The organism is Sphingomonas sp. CFBP 13733 (genome assembly GCF_014841795.1).
GTDB lineage: Bacteria > Pseudomonadota > Alphaproteobacteria > Sphingomonadales > Sphingomonadaceae > Sphingomonas > Sphingomonas aerolata.
Genome location: NZ_JACYUP010000007.1, coordinates 1 through 19,304 on the forward strand (window position 1 = coordinate 1; position 19,304 = coordinate 19,304).

Consider the following 19,304-nt stretch of genomic DNA (forward strand, 5'->3'; position numbering starts at 1 on the left):
GCCCATCCGCATCGCTGACGGCATGCAGTTTGGTGTTCATGCCGCCTTTCGTGCGGCCGATCAGGCGGCCAAGATCCCCTTTTTCACCCGCAGACTTGATGCCGTGCGGTGAGCCTTCAGGTAGGTCGCGTCGATCATGACCGTTTTCGGTACGGCTTGCGCTGCCGCGAGCCCCTCCATCATGCGCAAGAAGACTCCCCTCTCGCCCCACCGCTTCCAGCGATTGTAGAGCGTCTTGTGCGGCCCATAGTCCTTCGGCGCATCACACCAGCGTAGCCCGTTGCGATTGACGAAAACGATGCCGCTGAGCACCCGCCGATCATCGACCCGAGGCTTGCCATGGCTCTTGGGAAAGAACGGTTGCAGACGCGCTATCTGCTCATCCGTCAGCCAGTACAGGTCGCTCATCCACGCTCTCCTCACGGAGCCTGAATCAGAGCGCGCCTCTCACATCAATGGGTCCTGACCCTAGGCCGGATCGGCTGGACCGCACCAGCGAAGACCTGAGCCGATCGCATCAAGCAGTCTGTCTGAAGAAAACACGGCTATCGAGAATAGGCTCTGCTATGTCGCTTATCCCAAGTGATATGCTGTAATCACGGCACCAAACGACGGGTAACTCGTGCCTCATTATATGCGTTGCGTCCCAATATGGATTACTAAACGGCAATTTCGTGAGCTTTCAGCAAACCGATCGCTTCGTCGTTAAATATCTGTTTATCTTGAACATCGGAGTGATTGAACCTAATTGCATGTCCCCCCAAAGATACAGAGATTATAATGAACGATGATATCAACGCGGTCGAGTTGGCCGCTGAACTGACTGCTGCATGGTTGGCCAATCCTAACACCCGCACGAATGCGGAGGATGTGCCCGCATTTTTGCGGTCAATGCATGACGCTGTCGCTCAGCTGTCAGGCGCAGCTACTTCAGCAGCCCCGGAAGAAGCTGCGCAAGCTTATGAACCTGCTGTCACGGTGCGTAAGTCGCTGGCGTCACCCGATCACATCATTTCGATGATCGACGGCAAGCCATACAAAACATTACGTCGCCATCTGACGGGCAATGGCCTTACGCCTGAGGAATACCGTACCCGCTATAACCTGAAGGCTGATTATCCCATGGTCGCACCTTCGTACTCAGAAGCACGGCGGACCATGGCCAAGTCGATCGGTTTGGGGCGCAAACCTGTTCAGACAGCCGAAAAGGCTACTGATGATTTCTCTAAGGCTCCCCGCAAACCTCGCGCAACCAAGGCTACCGAGGAGGCATAAACGAGGCGGGGAGGCTAGTCCTCCCGTTTCGGTTCGGCTTCGCTAAGTTTCGGACGCCGCAAAAGCTTCTTGGTTCTACGGCACGCTCGTTGCCGCTAGCAGCCGTTATCGGGATGGTAACGGCTGCTAAATGCCTATGCCGTAGGCCTTGGCCATGTTTGCATCCCTCTCGACCCGCATAGCGGTTATTAGCCTGATCGTCGTTCTGGCGCTCGCATCGCTGGCAGGCTTGCTGGCTGATGCATCAAACCAGACCAGCCGCAGCTTTGGTTTGGTCACGCATTCGGCTGAAATTATAGAAACTGCCGAGGAAGCGCTTGGTGATCTGCGTGATGCGGAGTCAGGGCAACGCGGCTTCGTTCTTACTCGCAATCCGGCATACGCACGATCTTTTGCGGAACGGATTGCCAGCTCAACACGCCAGATCGAGCGCGTAGTAGCGCTGACGATCGACAATCCGCTCCAGCACCGACGCGCACGTGAGATCAGTAAACTGATAGCCGATCGCGGCGTAAGTTTACGTCAGCCACTGGATCTGGGTCGCGGGGGTAATTTCGCTGCAGCCACAGCGGTAATTGCGAGTGGTCGGGGCCGCGAACTGACCGACGCCATTACTGTGCGTGCGCAGGCTTTCCTGGAGGAAGAGCGGGTCCTTCAAACGACCCGGGCCGAGGCAGCTAACACGCGCCTGGCAAAGGGCAAGTGGCTGGCTTTGATCGGAGCCTCTATGGTGGCGATGCTCGTTGCGATCAGCTTCGCACTGCTAGTCCGCGGCATCCGTCGGCCACTTGGCACTATCATGCAGGCCATGACCGAGCTCGGCCAGGGTGAGAAAGCGCGTATCGACACGGCCATGGGGTCAACCGAGTTTGCGCAGTTGGCGCAGGGCTATAACGTAATGGCAGAGCAGCTCGAGCAAGCGCTAGCGGAGCAGGCGAGTAGTGAGCGGCATCTGCAGATCGCCAACGCCGAGCTGCATACAAACAGTCGAATTCTGCAAGAATGTAGTGAGGTGATCGAATTGCTCGGTGGGATGGCGCACCGCATGCAGGCGGCACGAACTGATGACGAACTGGCTCAAATCATCCGGGTTTTCGTACCCCGTGTGCTACCCAGGCTTCCAGGCGCGCTGTATGCTCACAACAATTCTCGCAACCTGCTGGTGTCGGTCGCTGACTGGGGAGGGCTAGAAGTCTCCTCGGACGGCTTCGCGCCAGACCAGTGTTGGGCGCTGCGACGGGGTCAAAGTCACTGTGTGACAGCACCAGGGGGTGACATCGTCTGCGGCCATGCAGGAGCGCAGGAGATATACCACTGTGAGCCATTGCTAGCGGGTGGCGAGGTAATTGGCGTTCTCTACCTGCAAGGCCGCATCGATGCAGAGAGCCGCTTTCCCCTGACCGTTCTTGCCGAAAATATCTCGTCGGCGTTGGTCAATCATCGGCTCCAGCGGAGCCTGCGCGAGCAGACGATCCGCGATCCGCTGACCGGCTTATTCAACCGCCGCTATATGGAGGAAGCACTCGCCCTGGAGATCGCCCGGGCCAGCCGCTCTGGCGTACCTCTCAGCCTGGTCATGTGTGACATCGATCATTTCAAGCGCTTTAACGACGAGTTCGGCCATGATGCCGGCGATGCAGTACTGCAGGCGGTATCTGCGGAGATGCGTAGTCGTTTCCGCGACGGTGACGTGGTCTGCCGCTACGGTGGCGAAGAGTTCACCATCATTGCCCCTGGGACGAGCGCTGAGGCTCTTATGAGCCGAGTAGAGACTGTTCGTCAGGCGATTAGTGAGCTCAACGTTCACAGGAATGGCACTACGCTAGGCCCTACAAGCATGTCGTTCGGCATCGCTACCTGGACGAACGCCATGGCTCGCGATGGTTCGACCTTGATGCAGGCGGCAGACAGCGCACTATACCAAGCCAAGCGTGACGGCCGCAATCGGGCGCTGATCAGCCGTCTTGCTGCCTGATTATCTGCAATGCACCCGCATAGGCAGCTACTCGGCAAGAGCGCACGGCCGCCAAGATCTATGCGACGAACATCGTCCAGCACGATGGGGCAGGCATCTCGCAGATCGCTCGATTTCCCGAAACGTCGTGCTAAGTGAGCGAGGCCACCGTTCGTTTCGGCGCCTGACAGGCTGCCGTGATACGTCGTGCAAGAACCGACTTCTGTCTGTCGCATATGTCTCAGTTTTTTCAGCAAGACGATGTTTTGCCAGTGGCGCCGAAAGGAATCTTTAGCGATTTCTGCATATTACCTAGCTGACGATGATGCCCGATCGCCGAACTATACGAAGTGCTGCCGCACGTGTTGGCCTGCCCCGGGGACTGCGTCATCAATTTGGCAAGCTACTGATTGGGCAGGTAAGGGCCAATCCCTCCGTGATCATCGCTACCAAATCAGTCCACTCAGACGCCAACTCCGTCGGCAAGCATAATGTACGAAATCTCACTTCTAAAATTCGCCTGCCTAGGTTCATTTTAGGACCTAAAGCAGTCATCGTGCTGTTGGTAATGGCGGTGACTCTTTGCCTAGGTAGTTTGATATATGTTCAGCACACCAACAGTCTGATCGTTAACCATGACATGGAAACAGCAGTATCTCTGAGCGAGATTGCAGCACGTTTCGATCATGAAGACGGTAGTTTGTACCGTTTGCTGGTCGATGAGGCGGCAAGCGGCCGATCGCTTGAGCTAGAAACACGCCTCGCCGAGATTAGACGTCGAATCGATCAAATCAGCGCGGATTTGGTCAAGCAACGTAAAACCCTAAAATACAAGGATCGTAAACGGGCAACGGAGGCTGTCGCTGAGCTAGCCAAGTATAACGAGGCTGTTGGCATCGTATCGTCGATGCTTGAGATAAGTTTTCCGACTAGCGTTGCAATGCTTCAACCCTTTCGAAAGAATGCCGATCACGTACTTGCCGAGGTCAAGGCGATCGCGGCGTCTGGCATTTCTGATGCGCATTACCATGCGGAAGCAGCAGCATGGCGGACACGCCTTTTGGTTGGGTTTGTCACCGGTGCCGTATTGATCGTGGCAGCGCTTTCGTATATTTGGCTTACTCTTGCCGCCCAACGTGGCGTACAACTTCAGGCCGAAATCAAACGCCGCGGCAAAGCGGAACAGGAAGCGCTGCTATTGGCGCGGACCGATGCCCTGACCGGCCTCGTCAACCGTCGGCAATTCGGTAGTACGCTCGAGAGCGCAGTTGAATCTGCAACAGAAATAAGCCGCCAACTATCAATCATGCTGATCGACCTCGACGGCTTTAAGAACGCGAATGATACTTATGGCCATGCCGCAGGCGACGCTGTTCTGAAAGCAGTGGCCCATCGTTTGCTTACTGTTTTTGGTGCTCACAATACGATTGCCCGTTTGGGCGGAGACGAGTTCGCGATACTGATTTCGGAGGTTCCCGACGGTGAAAGCGCGATGCATTTGGCTCAGCAGGCAAGCGGCATACTTCATGAGCCGCTAGCATGGCGTAGCAACATGATCGCGATAGGCGCGAGCATTGGCATCTCGCGGTTTCCGGAGGACGGGGCAGGTGCTAGCGAACTTCTGCATGCGGCTGATATTGCGATGTATGATGCCAAGCGCGGCAGCAAGGGAGGCGTTCGACTGTTTTCCCAGGCAATGGAAGCAGAGCGCGTCGAGCGGCGACGACTTGAGCAGGAGCTCCGAGACGGTATCGCTCGAGGCGAGGTTCAGCCATTTTATCAGCCAATCGTCCGCTTCATCGACAATAAACTATGTGGTTTTGAGGTTCTCGCGCGTTGGCGACATCCCCGCCTTGGCTTGTTGGCCCCCGATGCGTTCATTCGCCTCGCCGAGACCACCGGGCAGATCACATTCTTGACGAAATCGATCCTACAGCAGGTTTGTGTCGATGCGCTACAAATGCCCGCTCATCTGCGACTAGCAGTAAACATCTCGCCTACTCAGCTCGAGGAAGTGGGACTCGCAGAATCATTGATTGCGATCATGCACGCGCAGGGCGTGTCGCCCTCCCGCTTTGAAATCGAGATCACTGAAGACGCCGTGATGGATGATCTCATCACTACTGAACTCGCAATTCAAAAGTTCCGCGACAGTGGAATATCAATTGCACTCGATGATTTCGGCACTGGATATTCTAGTCTATCCAACCTTCATCGTCTAAGATTTGACAAACTCAAAATAGACCAGAGCTTTATAAGGTCGTTGTTGGAAAGCCCGGAGAGTGAGAAACTTGTCGATGCGATTATATCATTGGCGCTAAGCTTTGATATGATAGTTACCGCCGAGGGCGTCGAGGATGTAAATACCGCCGAGGTATTAGCTAGTAAGGGATGTACGCAGGGGCAGGGCTATTATTTCGGTAGGCCAATATCGTTTGTCGATACACGTCATATTTCAATCGGATTTGGTAAAGTAGCTGCTTAACGAGCGGTTATATTCTGTGAAACTCATCGCCTGATACGTCTTACCGCAAGCTGCTCAGGGCATACGGCCGTTTGATCAATCGCCCGTGTTAACTAATCGCACATATCCCATGGTTATTAGCCCGTCTAAATGATTGGGATGCGTGTGAAGTACTTTTCTATCTTAGCGGGCCCCGTCCTTACTATCAGCATGGTTTGGCCGGCAGCTACCGCGCCGTCAGCCGTTCTGAATGTACCAGTCGCCGCGAGGGTCATTTCCTTTGTTCAACCGACGCCTGTCGGACTCGTACCGATTGGGATCGTTTACCAGCCCGGTAATGCGGTATCGGAAGCGGAAGCGAACGACATGGAGCGCATGCTGACCGGCGGTTTCACGTTAGGTCGTGCCACGCTGCGCACGCGTCGGGTGGCGGTATCCAACCTGGGCCAGCTAGCGAGCACAAAGGTGGCTTTCATCACAACGGGCCTGCGCGCGCATCAGGACGAGGTCGCTGCAGTTGCCAGCGCGCAGTCTATTCTAACCATTACTGCCGACGCTGGCTGCGTCGTAGCTGGAAGATGTATCGTGGGAATCACTGGGGCGAGTAAAACGCAAATTATCGTGAACAAGGCGGCCGCGCATCGAAGCCGCATTCGGTTCGGGTCGGCCTTTCTCATGCTTGTGAAAGAAGTCTGACCCATGCGTCTCTTCTTGCGCCTGCTGGCCACCGGTGGGGCCGGCATCATGATGCCAGCCGCCCATCTCAATGCACAGATCGTCGACTATGCGACGTTAAGTGATGCCTTTGGTGAACCGATTACGACGAGCGTGACGGGTAAGCCACAGCGTGCATCGGAGGCACCCGCCTCCGTCACGATCATAACGCGTGACGAGATCGCCCGGTCTCCCGCGCGGAGCGTGCCGGAACTCTTAAAGGCTTACGCGGGGATCGACGTCAATCGCTGGACGGCGGGACAAAGTGACGTGACCGTCCGTGGCGGCGTCCAGACCTATAGTGCCCGCCTGCTTGTTCTCGTTGATGGCCGCCAGGTCTATCTTGACCACTACGGCATGACGAACTGGAATTTGCTTGGTGTCCAGCTGGACGAGATTCAGCAGATCGAGTTGGTCCGTGGGCCCGCTAGCGCCTTGTTCGGCTTCAACGCCGCCAGCGGTGTCGTCAACATCATTACGGCCGGAGCTGGCACGGAGCCGCACTTTAGTGGAACCGCGGAAATCGGTACTCGCGGCTATGCCAGGGCGGGCGGATCAGTTACCGTACCAGTCAGTCCGACAATCGGCTTGAAGATAACCGGGGGGCGCCAGAACGAAGACGAGCGGACTATTCCGGGTGCGCTTTATCAACCGCCACGGACCCGGCATGTTTATGCCGATCAGGTTAGCGCATCGCTGACGATCCAAGCCGACGCCTCGACCTTAATCACGCTCGATGGCGGCCTGACCGGCAACCGGCAGCTCGAGTTTCTGCCGAGCCAGATTCTGACCGAGCAACGCTTTCGCAACCAGACCGCGGGACTGCTGGTGAACCGGGATACTGACTGGGGCAGCCTGACCGGTCGAATTTACACCAACTGGCTGCAGGCGGACTATGGCGTCACAACGCCTGATACCGATCCCTACAGCAGCGTTGCCGATCTTCGCACAAGCAACCGTATTACCGTCATGTCGGGATCGGGCCTCATCGGCCTCGGCGCATCAAACACCCTGCGGCTCGGCGCTGAGTATCGCGACAACCACTTGACGTCAGGCAGTCTGTATTCCGATCGGATCGGTTATCAGGTTGCAGCCCTCAGCGGTATGATCGACCTCCGTCCAACCGAGCGCATTTCCGTCACTGGCGCTTTCCGGCTCGATCATCTTTGGCTGGATCAAAGTGGAACGCCGGCAGCACCGCAGATCGATCCGATCTCAGCCTATCGACGCTCGATCACACCGATCAGCTTTAATGCGGCGGTAACTGCACAGGTTAGCGACAATGGCAGACTGCGCATCAATGGCGGACGTGGATTGCAGTTGCCATCACTGATCAGCCTTGGTCTTCGTGTTACGATCCCGGTTGCCGAAGTTCCAATCCCAGTTTATTTTACCGGTGATCCACGCCTAGCTCCGGTTAGCGTCTGGAGTGCGGAGACGAGTTACTCGCATACCTTTGACTCGGGTGTCCACTTTGACGCCACCCTCTTTTACACCCGTACGGAAAATCTGGTCGCGTCGCCGGGTGGGTCTGTCGATGTCACAGTCGTGCTGACGCCAGAGCCGGTTGCCGTTACGAGATTTGCTAATGTTGGATCTTTTGAAAGCCACGGCGTCGGATTAGCTGCATCAGGAACAATATCAAAAGACCTGAATTGGTTGGTGAACTACAGCTTGGCTAAGATTGATGAGAACATTCCAGCCAATCGTAATGCCACGCTTTATGGAATTTTTCCCAAAGGGGCCACACCTCAGCATCGGGCCAACTTGAGCATTGATTATACCGTTCAAGGTTGGTCAGCAGCCGCTTTGGCGCATGTTACGAGTGCTAGCTATCAAACTAGTTTCCTTCCATCAACGGAACTGACGATGGTACGCGTACCGGCAACAGTTACGCTGGATGGAAGAGTTACCAAGATGCTTGGTGCAAAAACCACAGTATATTTAGCAGGAGAGAACTTGGCTAAAGCTCGTGGTGCGTATGGCTCTCCTGTTCCGGCTGATCGTCGGCTTCGTCTAGGTATTACCTCCAAGCTATAGGCCATGAAGGTCAACCGCCATTGGGGTAATTTTGGCGGTATCCATAAGTATATTATAGCGTCGGGGTCGCACATATCCTAAATTTCGGATGTTTCGAAGGTCGCTCCTTTAGCGATATTAATCAATCCGATGACGGCTTCTGTCGCGTCGCAAAAGGGGTCCTTTTTGCGACATCCGGAGGCGCTTGCCGGCGAGCGTATCCAGGTACATTCTACGCTTATGGACACGCTAGCTGATCGTCTCAATTATCTCGGCCGGAACTACATCGTTTTTCTAGGCCCGTTGATACTTTTACAGGGCGTGGGATACGCCACCACTTCTTCGGCGCTGGTATGGGCGAGCAGTGCGCTCATTGCCCTTCTCGTATTGAACAAGATCCGCATGATGAGGAGAGGTGCGGGAGCACCGCGCTGACCTCTTAGAAAGCGCAGATGCTTTCGACCGCATTCGTCCCAACCGGTCATCCCTGATGCAAAAATCAAAGGTTTGCATCAGGATCGAAGTGGCAGCAGGTCGACGCTGGGCGGTAGCTTACTGCGCAGACAGGCAGGCTTGGCCATTGCCTCTTAGCGAGCGTTCGTTCAGCCTCCTGGCATTCAAGGGGGAACGCTATGTTTTTGGCAATTGTCGCGTTGATGTCGACGGTGGGCATCCAGGGGCCTATCGGCACGCCACTTGCGCCCCCGGCCCCCGGCACGGTCCCGAACAACCCTTCTAACGGACAGCGTATCGTCGAAGCAGCCTGCCTTGGACGATTAATCTATACGTTCGACCGGGCAGCATGGGTAAGTTCTGATGCATTGACCGCGACCATTCCAAAGGATCAACTGACCGGCATTGGCGGGTATATCGTTGAGGCATCCGATGTTCAGACGCTGCGTGTCACTTATTATCGCGGGAGTGCTGCGGCTGCCCGAGCATTCTTTGTGGCAGATGTGCGCGAGGGGAAAGTCGTGCGCAAAGAACTGCTCGCCACGTCCGTTGCTCTAACCGCCAATCAAGTCGTTCTCGCGCGGGCTCGCGATGTGGCGGCGGAGAGGGCTCGCGAGCGTTCGTACAAGCCATGTACCCCACTTCCGTTCAACACGGTTGTGGTGCCGTCGCGCAACGACGGTCCTGTGGCGGTCTACCTTTTGTCGGCTCAGCAGGATGCGGGGACGTATCCCATGGGTGGAAACTATCGTGTCATCGTAGCGCCGGATGAGACAGTCTTAGCTTCTCGCCCCTACAGCGTCAGTTGTCTCAGCTTAACGGTGCCGAAACTGCCGGCCGGAGCAAAACCGGTTGGGTTCGTGGTCAATCACCTTCTCGACCCGGTTCCTACCGAAATACACGTTTTTGCTTCTTATAGCCTTCGCATGCCCGTGTTCGTTGTCACGCCGGACAAGCGAGTTTGGGAAGTTCAGGGAAGCAAAATCGCCTTGTCCACAGCAAAATAGGAGCGCGTACTGCGCTTCCTGCCGACGCCAGCTGCCTGTTCGGTATGCCGCATAGCGTCGAACATAGTTCGCCACGTTTATCTACGTTCGATCGAGCGAAAGTCTGTAGGCAGCGAACTGAGTCGGCCGTAATCATAAAAGCAACGGCTCACGTAATCCAACTTTGTAAGCATTGCGCCACCCAACTGCTATGTTTTAATCGAACCGTACAAATCAAGCCATAGCCAAACATGCCGGTCTCACGGAAGGACGTTTCCACAACAGCTATGCGGCCATTTTTTGAAAATATTGGGCTTGTAAAGGTTACGTAAGTGGAATGCCCCTCATCGTCTTTCAAAGGACCAGCAAGACCCTTCCAGTCGCAATTCGGCCTGAACCCCGGCGTATTGTACGTAGCTTGCTGTTCTACGAAATCCTCATATTCCTTGGCAGACACCCCCAGTTTTGCGTGATACTCCGGCACAGTTTCGGCTAATCGAAAAGTGCGATCAGCGGCGCGAACATCGTTCGGATATGCTGGCGCGTTACGGTTGATCGCAGCAGTATAAGCAGCTTGCAAAACTGCACAGGTACGAGTTGCAGAGGCAAAGGTTCCGAGAATCTGATAAGGCTGGCTTGGCGATGCTGTCACCGACAGAGCGAGAGATCCGAGAATGCTACCGGAGAGGCCTATCGGCATGGGTTCTAGCCTATTAAAATTGGTAGCCTCCTATACTTATCATCTGCAACCGGTGAGACTGCAAACCACAAACCCCAAAATTCTCGAAATTCGATCCTATTTTAAAACTCGAAGCTGGTACGGGTCGCGTTGCACAAGGGGTCGAGATCCTCGAAAAAGGCCTGCGTGGGATCGGCGTGGCGGATGACAGGTGACGCTAGGCACAGGAAATGTGCCGCGTATCAGACCAGCGAGGCCTGCCGGGCCAGCAGCTGAAGATTGAATGCCGCGGCAGCCATGGTGAACTCTCGGCTGCTCCAGTGGGGCTGCGGCATAGGCTTAGGCGATGCCTAACGCCGCGCTTGCACCAGTTGGCGTACCATCCTGATCTCTATGCCGCCCTGCGCTGGCGGTCTTGCCGGCTTCGGCATGGTACGGATTAGGTAGATCGCTTCTGCGGCACCATCGGCGCCTTGTTTCTGCACGCCACTCACCTCCGATTGGATGGCGCCGAGCTCAATCGTGCGCGGCGGCACGGTTGTGAAGCCGCCACCTGCGCGCGCTTGTGCCGCCGCGATCAATTGTTGCCACACACCCTCATCGATCACGCCATCCGTGTTTGTCATGCGAACCGCACAAGCATGGACCGGAGGCGCTTCGAGCGTAACACCCATATTGCTGGTGCCTGCCTGAATGACCCATCCGTGCCCTGGATCGTCGCGCAGATAGTCCTTTATTTCCGTCGGGGTCAGCGCACGCGCACCGGGAAGCTTTGCCATAATGGAGTCTATCCGCGCCTCGTCCGGAAAAACTCGCCCGCAGATCATGTCGAAGACCTTCATCTGCCCCTCACCACGGAATTGCGGAGCATCCGCAGAGGAGGGCGCGGCAGCTTGCAGTGCAAGAGCAATCAGGGCGGCAAGCATCTGTTTTCCTCTTCCTATGATGTCTAAACCTGCCACAGACGTCGATGCCGCGCCAGTTGCTCCGCTGCTATCGTCTCCATCTCATCCGTCCGCCTAGTGTTACAGCAGGCCGAGACTGTTTAAAAAATCTATTTTGCGTGAAGGCGGCTTTTGCGAGATTCGAGCGGAAAGCGAGGTAGCGAGTTTTCAACGGCCTAGGTCCATTTTGCACGCGGTTGGGATGCCTGGTGCGGGCTAAAGCGTGACGATCGCTGCTAATAACGATACGTTTTCCCATCAGTAGGCAGCGGAGGGAAAATGCGTAAAAGTGAACTTATTCAACGCATAGCTTTATTGAATCCAGATCTTCCTGATCCGGTATGTCGCATGTTGGTAGAGAAGCTATTTAACGCCATTATCGATCATCTTCGAAATGGGGGTGCAGTTGAGCTGCGCAGTTTTGGACGCTTTTTTCTTAGCCAGCATGCCAAGCGAACCATTCGAAACCCTTGGACAGGGGAAGCATTTTTAAAGGGTGAGTTCCCAGCGGTAAGGTTTCGTCCGGGTAAGTTGATCTGTGTTCGGATAAATCTCGAGGTACTTACGAAAACCGGAAAACTGTGATGCAAAACAAAAGGTTTTGTATCAACGATCTCGTTACTTGCGATCATGGGTTGGAGTGCCCGATCCCCTCAATGGCTTACCGCTTAGGTACGAATATCTGCGTTTTGCCGTCAGCCCCATTACGGAAAATTGGAGCGGCGCTGCCGCCCAAAGCCTGAACCATGTCGCGCTTCAACGTCGCGGTATCAGGCATCCCTGTGTAATATCGCCACCCAGTAAAATCGGTCTTGGTCACCGTGGCCAAGAGGTAACCTTCGACAGTGGCCGACTTACCCTCTTTCGATGCACTGATCGCCTTCATGATGTCCGTCACCGGGATGATCTGAGCGATGGGATCACCCTTTCGAGCCGGCTTGGCCGTCCGTTGTCGACCAGCCTTGTCATCACCGTATAGCTCGTATGACGCCGCGCCCGCAGTGAACTGGCCTAGGTCGCATGACGGCTTTTTCCCTGCCGCACTTGAATAGTCGATGTGCATCAGCTTTGGCAGCAAGCTCATAGAAACGACGATGTTTGCATCTGCTTGAACAGTCATATCGATTGGTTTTGCGACAGCTCCGGCATCAGACGATACGGAGCACTCGGCCAAGGCGGGGCTCGCCGCGACAAAAACTGCTACAGCCGCGGACACGGCCAATCGATTACGCACAAGCGGTCCCCTAAAAATCTCGTGAATAGCTCAAGCGTGTTGGCGCGATCGTCAAGCGCGATATCCTTATTTCGCGTTTTGACAAATACTCCTGATGCAGAACTCGCGAGTTTTGCATCAGGTTAGGAACGGCGGGAAACTCGGCATTGCGCTGATGCAGAAATCCGATGCGCTCCCGATCACGTGTGTCGGGGCCTGGTGGCTAGTGGTCGTTCCCGGAGCAACCCACCAAGTCGAAGAAGGCCTTCCAGCTGAACGTTTTGTCCCCTGTGCCTGCCGAGTTCGGGAAAAGCATGTGAGCTGGTGCAGGGTCGCCCCTTCGTGGAACGCCCTCGATTAAGTCGTAGGCAGCATCGAAACCGATGTACTGCCTGTTACCCTGTGGGCGAGGACCTCCATCCGGATCAGGTGCGTGCCACCCTTTCGCTGTAACATCCTCCGTTGAAGCTATGTTCTGAAGCCCATCGGTTCCACCGTTCCATGGCAGCCACCACGACGTATCTCCTGACTTCTGATCGTGGATCGCCAGGGCGAGGTCGCTCGGCCAATCTGGCCCGCTGGCGACCTGACGATAATGAGCCGTCCAACGGGGATAGTGCCGCAGCACATATTGAGCGCGCTCTACCGGACACTGGGAAACCGACGATGCGGCAAGAGCGAGGAGTCCAAGCATTATCACATTCCCCTGTTATCGCGTCCTACCTAGCTTCAATAGGAACGTGTGAAAATGTGCGCTTTTTGTCGTTCTGGTTGTTGCAAAAGGGCTGAGTTTCGGACGTCTCGAAAGTCGCTGGTTTTGCGACAGTAAGTGGCTGAAGGCAGCGTCCGTTGCGTCGCAAAAGGGGTTCTTTTTGCAACACTGCTACAAGTCTTTTCGAAACTGAAGCCTGTCTGCGTTGGCAGAGGCGTTGGTACCGCGCGGCGCTCACGTCAGCTTGACCGCGTGCAAACCCGTCTTGGTGGCGATAATTAGATAGCCGTCGGGCGTGATTGCCAGATTGCCGCCATAAGAGGTCTTCCATGCCACCGGATAGGCGGCGCCGCCCAAATCCACTGCGAAAGTTGTGGCGGCGCTCGCGACGAACAAGTGGCTATCCGAGATCACGACGTTGCTCTTGAGGTTCTCGCTACCCCCGACGTTGATCGACGCCGACACCAGCCCGGTCGTCGCGTCGATCACGTCAACGATCGTGCTGGAGGAGCGGACCGCGTAGAGTCTGCCGCCATGCGCGGCGGGCTGGCCGGTGTAGCTGTAGCTCGAGCGCCAAAGCGGCCTGTCGTTGTTCAGTGTGAACGCCGCCAGCGGCAAGGCGTCGCCGATGTTGTAATTGTCAGTGAAGGTGACGATGCGTCCGTCGGCGAGCATGGGGGCGCCGACATAGCCGCCCGAATAGCTGATCCCGTTCCTGGTGAAGAATGGGTTCCTGATCGCCTGAGCTAGCGTACCGTCACCGCGATTCAGCACGACGAGCACGCCGGCATTAAAATAATAGACGTAGCGTTGATCGACGGCGACGCTTTCGCCCTCCATGACATAGCCGGAATATTGGTTGGTGATGGTCGCTTGCCAGCCCTTAGTGCCAGAGGCCGCGTCCGCTTTGAAGACGGCGTTACCGTAATAGCCCGCCGCGAAGAAAAGCTCGTCGCCGACCAACGTCGGAACGCTGCCCGCGCTGAACTGCGCGTCATAAGTCGCGGTGCTGACATAGCCGCCAGTAGCGGCGTTGATGACCTGCAAAGGAGCGTCGCTAGATGTATCGTTCGGCGCCATCGCGGCGACCCGGCCATTAGCATAGGACGGGCCGAAAGGCAGCGTGTTTGGATAGACGTTCTTGCTGCCGAGGTCGAAGCTCCAGCGCAGCGCACCATTCGTCGTCGACACCGCCTGTGTGTAGATATGGCGGTCCGCTTGCAGCACGTTGAAGAACACGCTGCCCGACGTCGCGGCAACGTCGCTCGGCGGGTTGGCGGTGGCGATCGTCCAGGCATCGGCGAAATTGGCGGCCGAGAACCGCGTCGCCACATAGCCGGTATGGCCTGGATTGCCCTGGACCGTCGACCAGTTGCCGTCGGCGGCGATCGGCGCAGCGGCGGGAAGCGGCGTAGACGTGGGTGTAGGCGTCGGCGTCGGTGATGGCTCGGGCGTCGGCGTAGGCGTCGGCGTTGGTGAGGGGGTCGGAGCCGGCGCGACGATAACGCCGCCGGAGCCGCTTGCACCGCTACCACCGTCGCCCCCGCCGCAGGCGCTCACCAGAAACAGCAACGGAAGGCTCACCAACGCCGATTTTTTCATGTGTCCCCGCATGTTGCGCGCTATTATTTTGGTGCAGCGTTGTAGCAAGTGTCGGAAGCACGGCAAGCGTCCGGTGCCGCCCCAATCCCGGACATCCATGATGCAAAAATCAAAAGTTTTGCATCAACATTAGTACCTGACCTGTAGCGTGACGACTGTCAGCTGATCTTTGATTTTGCCAACTAACGTCACATTGCCGCTCGGCGAGTCAGGGCTGTTCATTGCGATAATGGCGGTGGACGTCATTTGAGCCGTAAAGAGAGGCTGGAAGGTCGTTGCTCCCGGCGCTGTAATAATGGTGGTCCTAGCCCGATCATCAGCCCACGCGCCGTAGCCCCAAGCTGTCCCGATGAAGCGTAGTGAGCGGCCGGGAGGTGGCGGCGGAAGGGACGGTTCATCGGATTTCCGCTGTCCATCGCATCCCAATTTGTTCAACCGGCCGTTGGAGAGTGTGCCTCCCTCATAATCGGCTTGGAGCACGTAGCAGCGGCCGTCGCTCAATGAGAGGGTGACTGGCAAAAAACCGGACGACCATGCCGCAACGACATGTGCTTTGCTCGTTTCGGCTATCGCAAATGCGCCAACAACCTTGGCATGGCCCACGGCCGAGCCACGCAGGTAGAGTGGATCGACGTGGATCAGGCTCCATAACGCCGTATCAGGGATGCGGGTTAATGGCGGCGCACTGGGGTCTGAGGGCACCGCGACACCTGGTCGTAACCCCCCGCCACTGTAGCCAGCGGGCGGGACGAGCTGCGCATGAGCGCTGATCGCAGCGGCTGCTATCGTGATTCCCGAAATTGCGCGGGTACATACCGATGCCTTGTTCTTCATCTGCTAATCCCTGACCCGCGTAGCTTACGACTGTACCGGCAAAGAGCGAGCTGGCATGCCGATCGCCAGCTTGATGCAAAATTCACGGGTTTTGCATCAACGAAAGAACGGCAGGGCACCTTGGGTTCCGCCGATGCTGAAGATCGATGCACCCAATACACCCGTTTCATAACCAGTTTCCTGGGGTGTGGACGCGAAAGCACCCAGTCTGCTTTCCACCAAGTCGCGACGATCGGAGCGGCCTAAGATGGTGGTTAGCAGTCCGGCCGCTTATAGGAGCGCAGCATGGAATTAGCGGACGTTATTTTGCGGGCGAGCCGCGCTCATCTAGCTTGGTCTCGCCTCCTCGAAGACGCCGTATTGCAGTAACCTTTCCGCCAGCGAGATCATAGGCAACCGCGTCATAGGACCAACAGCAATGCGCTGGAACGTTACCGCCCCAGCTCCCGGCTGAATTAAAGTACTCGATAAAAAGGAGGCGTCCCGAGGACGAAAAGCCGGGAGATACTTTGAAGACAACACCGTCAGCAGACAGCTTTTTACCAAATGTATTGATCCAGTCTGCCTTGCTGTGAGCTACCTCTTTGCCGTCCTCAAATACATGCACGGCGTCAGATAAAAGCGCCGCATAAGCGGCTGTGTCTTTTGTTTCGATTGACCGAACGAGTTCCTCGCTTAGCCTACCTTGGCCCGGTAGTGACGGAGCAGGTAGGACCTGTGCGCTGCTCGGAAGCGACGCGGCCATAATCAAAGTAACGCCAACTATCTTGCCAAGCATCGCTCTCGCCTTTTTATCTAGCGACCGCTTTTAGGAGCTCGGCCGACGTGAGCAAAGGCCCTGAATTGGGCGGGAGCGGACATAGGCTCGTCGCATAAGTGCTAAGTTTTGCAACAGTTGAAGCAACTACCGGCCTTCAGATGCTCGATCGTCGCATAACTCGGTTGCAGAACGAACCAGTTTCAAGACACATTTTGCGACGCTTAGTTTAGAGATAAATGCCGGGAGGCACGGCGGGGCAGGATAGGCGGCTAGCGGATATGCTCCACCTTAAGTCCTCTAACCTTTACTTTTTTCCACTCCCGGTCGGCAGTAAGCGCGGGAACACCAAGCTGCATCGCGAGCGCTAGACAGGAACGATCACCGAGGCCGCGCCCAAACTCCTTCGTTTGAATGTGCAGGCCAGCGGCCGCGTACGCTGCCTCCACATCGTGCGAACGTACATCGAGACGAAGCTCGTCTAAGAGCTCGCGGATGGTGGCCGCGTCCAAACCGCTAAGCAGGAGCTCCTTGATGACCTCCTGTAGATTCACGGCCGAGATCGCTGATCGTCCGACGTGCGGTGTGACCTTGTCAGCGCCTGGCTCATCCCGAACCAGTGCCAGCACCGCAGATGCATCCATTACAACAGATGTCATGCGGGATTTTCCTGCAGGTCCGAATGGGAAGGCTCGCCTGCCTCCGCGACGGCCTCTGCCTTACGATCAGACAGAAAGTCGTCGACTGTTCGGGTCTGCTTGGCATGCTCTCGATAAAGGGCCTGAGCTCGAGAAACCCCGTGACCAATCGGGGACAGGCGGACCTGATCGTCCTCAACCGTCAAGATAACCTTCGCATCTCCATGGAGGCCCATCGCTTTGCGAACCGATGCGGGCAGAACCATCCGACCGTTACTGGCTACTTTAACGTCTATGGACTGCGTGGCCATGGCGGCGCTTCTCCCTAATGCCTCTGCGGATCCTATGCCACTTCACGCAATATGTCACAATGCCAGCTGTAGCATTGGGCTGCCCCTCTCACGTTAGCTTGTTTATTCTGGGTATACCCTGAGTAAGCATGTGGTTTGAACACAAATCCCGTTCACACAGGGTCGGTAACAGCGAAATTGAACACCTTATTCAGGAGGTCTAGACCCTGCTCGCACACATAGGCGTCTGGCTTACCGGCGTGGATCGCGAGGCCGGCCTATGCCTTCAGAGGGCGATCGTCGGATTTGTAGTCGATGGAATGAGCGTCGGCACGCATTGCATGTTTGACGTTCGGTTCGCGGCTGCCATCAGATCAACGTCATCTAGATCGCGGCAATCGATCCACCATTTGGCGTCAGTGACCCGAAGGCAAGCGTTACAGTCGGCGTCGCTGTTTGGGTTGGTTAGCGCTGCGAGCCGCTTGTTCCTGACCGTCGACGCCCAGCTGATTTGCCGATCAGTCCCAGTCAGCGGCGGAAGAACAAGGTGTGAGACAGCGGCGCTGCTTAACGCTGCCGCAGCGACCTCCTCAGCCCGCTTCTCCGCAACGAAGCAGTCACGACAGGTAGTCGTCTTCAGCCACTTGGCCTTACGTTCCTGCTGGCTTTCAAAGCCGGAGAGATGATGAGCCTGCTCATGACCGCAGGCATGAATGATCCGATGTTCCATGGCATGGATGATGCTCGCTAGCAGTTTGCGCGCAACGCCAATGAGTCAGATTGATTCAGAATCGCGGCCAGTGGCTGACGACTGAACGGGACAAAGGTCCAGCCAACTAAGCTGGCGCAACGCCGTCAGCGTTCACCAGATCCGGGCCAACCAATGTGCCGATGAGCCGGACGCGCTTCTCTACCAGATCTACGGGGGTTCGATGCAGCTCCAACTCGTAGCGGCCACCGACATCGCGGCGAAGATAGAAGGCTCCGCCATCGCGGACCAAGGTGCCTATCTCATTGATCCTGGTACCAATCGCTACCATCGCTATGTCGTCGCTCCGTTGATGATCATGCAAAATTGTGGGAGATCCTTGGGGCAGCCGATGCTCCTTGGTAGTCCCCGATACTGCTAATTCGTTCCCGACCGGTCTCTAAAGACTGATATTCCGCCGCGCCATTTCAACGAATGCCATATCCCCGATTGGTGAGTGGGGCTCGGCTTTGAAGATGTCGGCCAAATCGAGCAGATCCTCGTTGGAAAGGTCCGCGATCGAGGCTTCGATCTCGGCAAGCTGCCGCACCGCGTGATCGCCGCGATCGGCGACCCGCTTCATTCTTGTCTTGAGCATGCCGCCTTTTATCATAAACGTCGCGGGGGCGGCAGGGGCATCTACGGCCGGTTGGCTGAAGTCATTCGGCCAAAATGCCCGCTATCTGCAGGCGGAAGAAGCTTCACTAATGGAGAACCGCACCGCGTTCTGGCAACAGATCCCAAAGCGGCAGGAACGCACAGCTTCAAAGAGTGAACGGCGCCATCACGGTGCATGCGGACCGTCCGCATTTACGGTAAAACTGGTGGATAGCGGCCCGGCCGTTTTCGGGCGGCGATTGCGGTAAACAGACGTTCGTTCAGACTGTGGGGCAGGGGGCTACCGCCCGCGTTCTGGTGCCTCCCAACCAAATGCTACCCACTTGACTAACTACGGGTACCCCGTACATGCTATCGTATGCAGTCCGTCATCGAAACCAGTGCCTACCTTGCGGCCGCGAAGG

At 56.4% G+C, this 19,304-nt stretch carries 18 protein-coding genes and 1 pseudogene; 7 read left to right on the forward strand and 12 right to left on the reverse strand.

The features are described from left to right. Positions 1-408 (reverse strand): annotated as a pseudogene (locus IFT71_RS18005) (IS5 family transposase); the annotation flags it as partial. A 372-nt stretch (positions 409-780) separates the two neighbouring features. Here IFT71_RS18005 and IFT71_RS18010 point away from each other — a divergent pair. The 6 genes from IFT71_RS18010 to IFT71_RS18035 all read left to right on the forward strand — a co-directional run bounded on the left by IFT71_RS18010 (position 781) and on the right by IFT71_RS18035 (position 9,886). Further along, entirely contained in the window at positions 781-1,275 is a 495-nt protein-coding gene (locus IFT71_RS18010; RefSeq protein ID WP_192071926.1) for a MucR family transcriptional regulator, read from the forward strand. A gap of 154 nt (positions 1,276-1,429) precedes the next feature. Then, entirely contained in the window at positions 1,430-3,250 is a 1,821-nt protein-coding gene (locus tag IFT71_RS18015) for a diguanylate cyclase (protein ID WP_192142670.1), read from the forward strand. 415 nt (positions 3,251-3,665) lie between these two features. Further along, positions 3,666-5,714 (forward strand): EAL domain-containing protein, encoded by a 2,049-nt coding sequence (locus IFT71_RS18020; RefSeq protein WP_192142672.1) that lies wholly within the window; start codon positions 3,666-3,668, stop codon positions 5,712-5,714. A gap of 345 nt (positions 5,715-6,059) precedes the next feature. Further along, the gene (locus tag IFT71_RS18025; protein ID WP_192142681.1) at positions 6,060-6,389 is read left to right on the forward strand and encodes a YfiR/HmsC family protein; all 330 of its coding nucleotides are present in this window, start codon (positions 6,060-6,062) and stop codon (positions 6,387-6,389) included. Positions 6,390-6,392: 3 nt separating this feature from the next. After that, the gene (locus IFT71_RS18030) at positions 6,393-8,447 is read left to right on the forward strand and encodes a TonB-dependent receptor plug domain-containing protein (protein ID WP_192142683.1); all 2,055 of its coding nucleotides are present in this window, start codon (positions 6,393-6,395) and stop codon (positions 8,445-8,447) included. Between the two features lie 611 nt (positions 8,448-9,058). After that, positions 9,059-9,886: a hypothetical protein gene (locus tag IFT71_RS18035; RefSeq protein WP_192142685.1), complete on the forward strand. Its 828-nt coding sequence runs from the start codon at positions 9,059-9,061 to the stop codon at positions 9,884-9,886. 148 nt (positions 9,887-10,034) lie between these two features. Here IFT71_RS18035 and IFT71_RS18040 read toward each other — a convergent pair whose 3' ends face one another. Next, positions 10,035-10,565, reverse strand: a complete 531-nt coding sequence (locus IFT71_RS18040) for a hypothetical protein (RefSeq protein WP_192142687.1) — start codon at positions 10,563-10,565, stop codon at positions 10,035-10,037. A 329-nt stretch (positions 10,566-10,894) separates the two neighbouring features. After that, positions 10,895-11,470 (reverse strand): hypothetical protein, encoded by a 576-nt coding sequence (locus tag IFT71_RS18045; RefSeq protein ID WP_192142689.1) that lies wholly within the window; start codon positions 11,468-11,470, stop codon positions 10,895-10,897. 297 nt (positions 11,471-11,767) lie between these two features. Here IFT71_RS18045 and IFT71_RS18050 point away from each other — a divergent pair, with 297 nt between their 5' ends. Continuing rightward, on the forward strand, positions 11,768-12,073 hold the full coding sequence (locus IFT71_RS18050; protein WP_192071935.1) for an HU family DNA-binding protein: 306 nt from the start codon (positions 11,768-11,770) through the stop codon (positions 12,071-12,073). 76 nt (positions 12,074-12,149) lie between these two features. On the opposite strand, the gene IFT71_RS18055 is transcribed toward IFT71_RS18050, so the two are convergent. From IFT71_RS18055 to IFT71_RS18090, 9 genes are all read right to left on the reverse strand, one after another. Beyond that, complete coding sequence (locus IFT71_RS18055) at positions 12,150-12,722, reverse strand: hypothetical protein (RefSeq protein WP_192142691.1); 573 nt, start codon at positions 12,720-12,722, stop codon at positions 12,150-12,152. Between the two features lie 925 nt (positions 12,723-13,647). Continuing rightward, positions 13,648-14,997, reverse strand: a complete 1,350-nt coding sequence (locus IFT71_RS18060; RefSeq protein ID WP_342212694.1) for an outer membrane protein assembly factor BamB family protein — start codon at positions 14,995-14,997, stop codon at positions 13,648-13,650. Between the two features lie 147 nt (positions 14,998-15,144). After that, positions 15,145-15,849, reverse strand: coding sequence for a hypothetical protein (locus IFT71_RS18065; protein ID WP_192142693.1), 705 nt, complete (start codon positions 15,847-15,849; stop codon positions 15,145-15,147). Positions 15,850-16,150: 301 nt separating this feature from the next. Beyond that, on the reverse strand, positions 16,151-16,627 hold the full coding sequence (locus tag IFT71_RS18070; protein ID WP_192142695.1) for a hypothetical protein: 477 nt from the start codon (positions 16,625-16,627) through the stop codon (positions 16,151-16,153). A gap of 251 nt (positions 16,628-16,878) precedes the next feature. Beyond that, positions 16,879-17,265, reverse strand: coding sequence for a type II toxin-antitoxin system VapC family toxin (locus tag IFT71_RS18075; protein WP_192071754.1), 387 nt, complete (start codon positions 17,263-17,265; stop codon positions 16,879-16,881). Further along, entirely contained in the window at positions 17,262-17,555 is a 294-nt protein-coding gene (locus IFT71_RS18080; protein ID WP_192071755.1) for an AbrB/MazE/SpoVT family DNA-binding domain-containing protein, read from the reverse strand. The genes IFT71_RS18075 and IFT71_RS18080 overlap by 4 nt, the downstream gene beginning before the upstream one ends. A gap of 265 nt (positions 17,556-17,820) precedes the next feature. Beyond that, positions 17,821-18,264, reverse strand: a complete 444-nt coding sequence (locus IFT71_RS18085; RefSeq protein ID WP_192142697.1) for a hypothetical protein — start codon at positions 18,262-18,264, stop codon at positions 17,821-17,823. Positions 18,265-18,370: 106 nt separating this feature from the next. Then, on the reverse strand, positions 18,371-18,574 hold the full coding sequence (locus IFT71_RS21600) for a DUF5818 domain-containing protein (RefSeq protein WP_132833749.1): 204 nt from the start codon (positions 18,572-18,574) through the stop codon (positions 18,371-18,373). A gap of 108 nt (positions 18,575-18,682) precedes the next feature. Beyond that, entirely contained in the window at positions 18,683-18,865 is a 183-nt protein-coding gene (locus IFT71_RS18090; RefSeq protein ID WP_244655034.1) for a hypothetical protein, read from the reverse strand. Positions 18,866-19,304 lie beyond the last annotated feature (439 nt).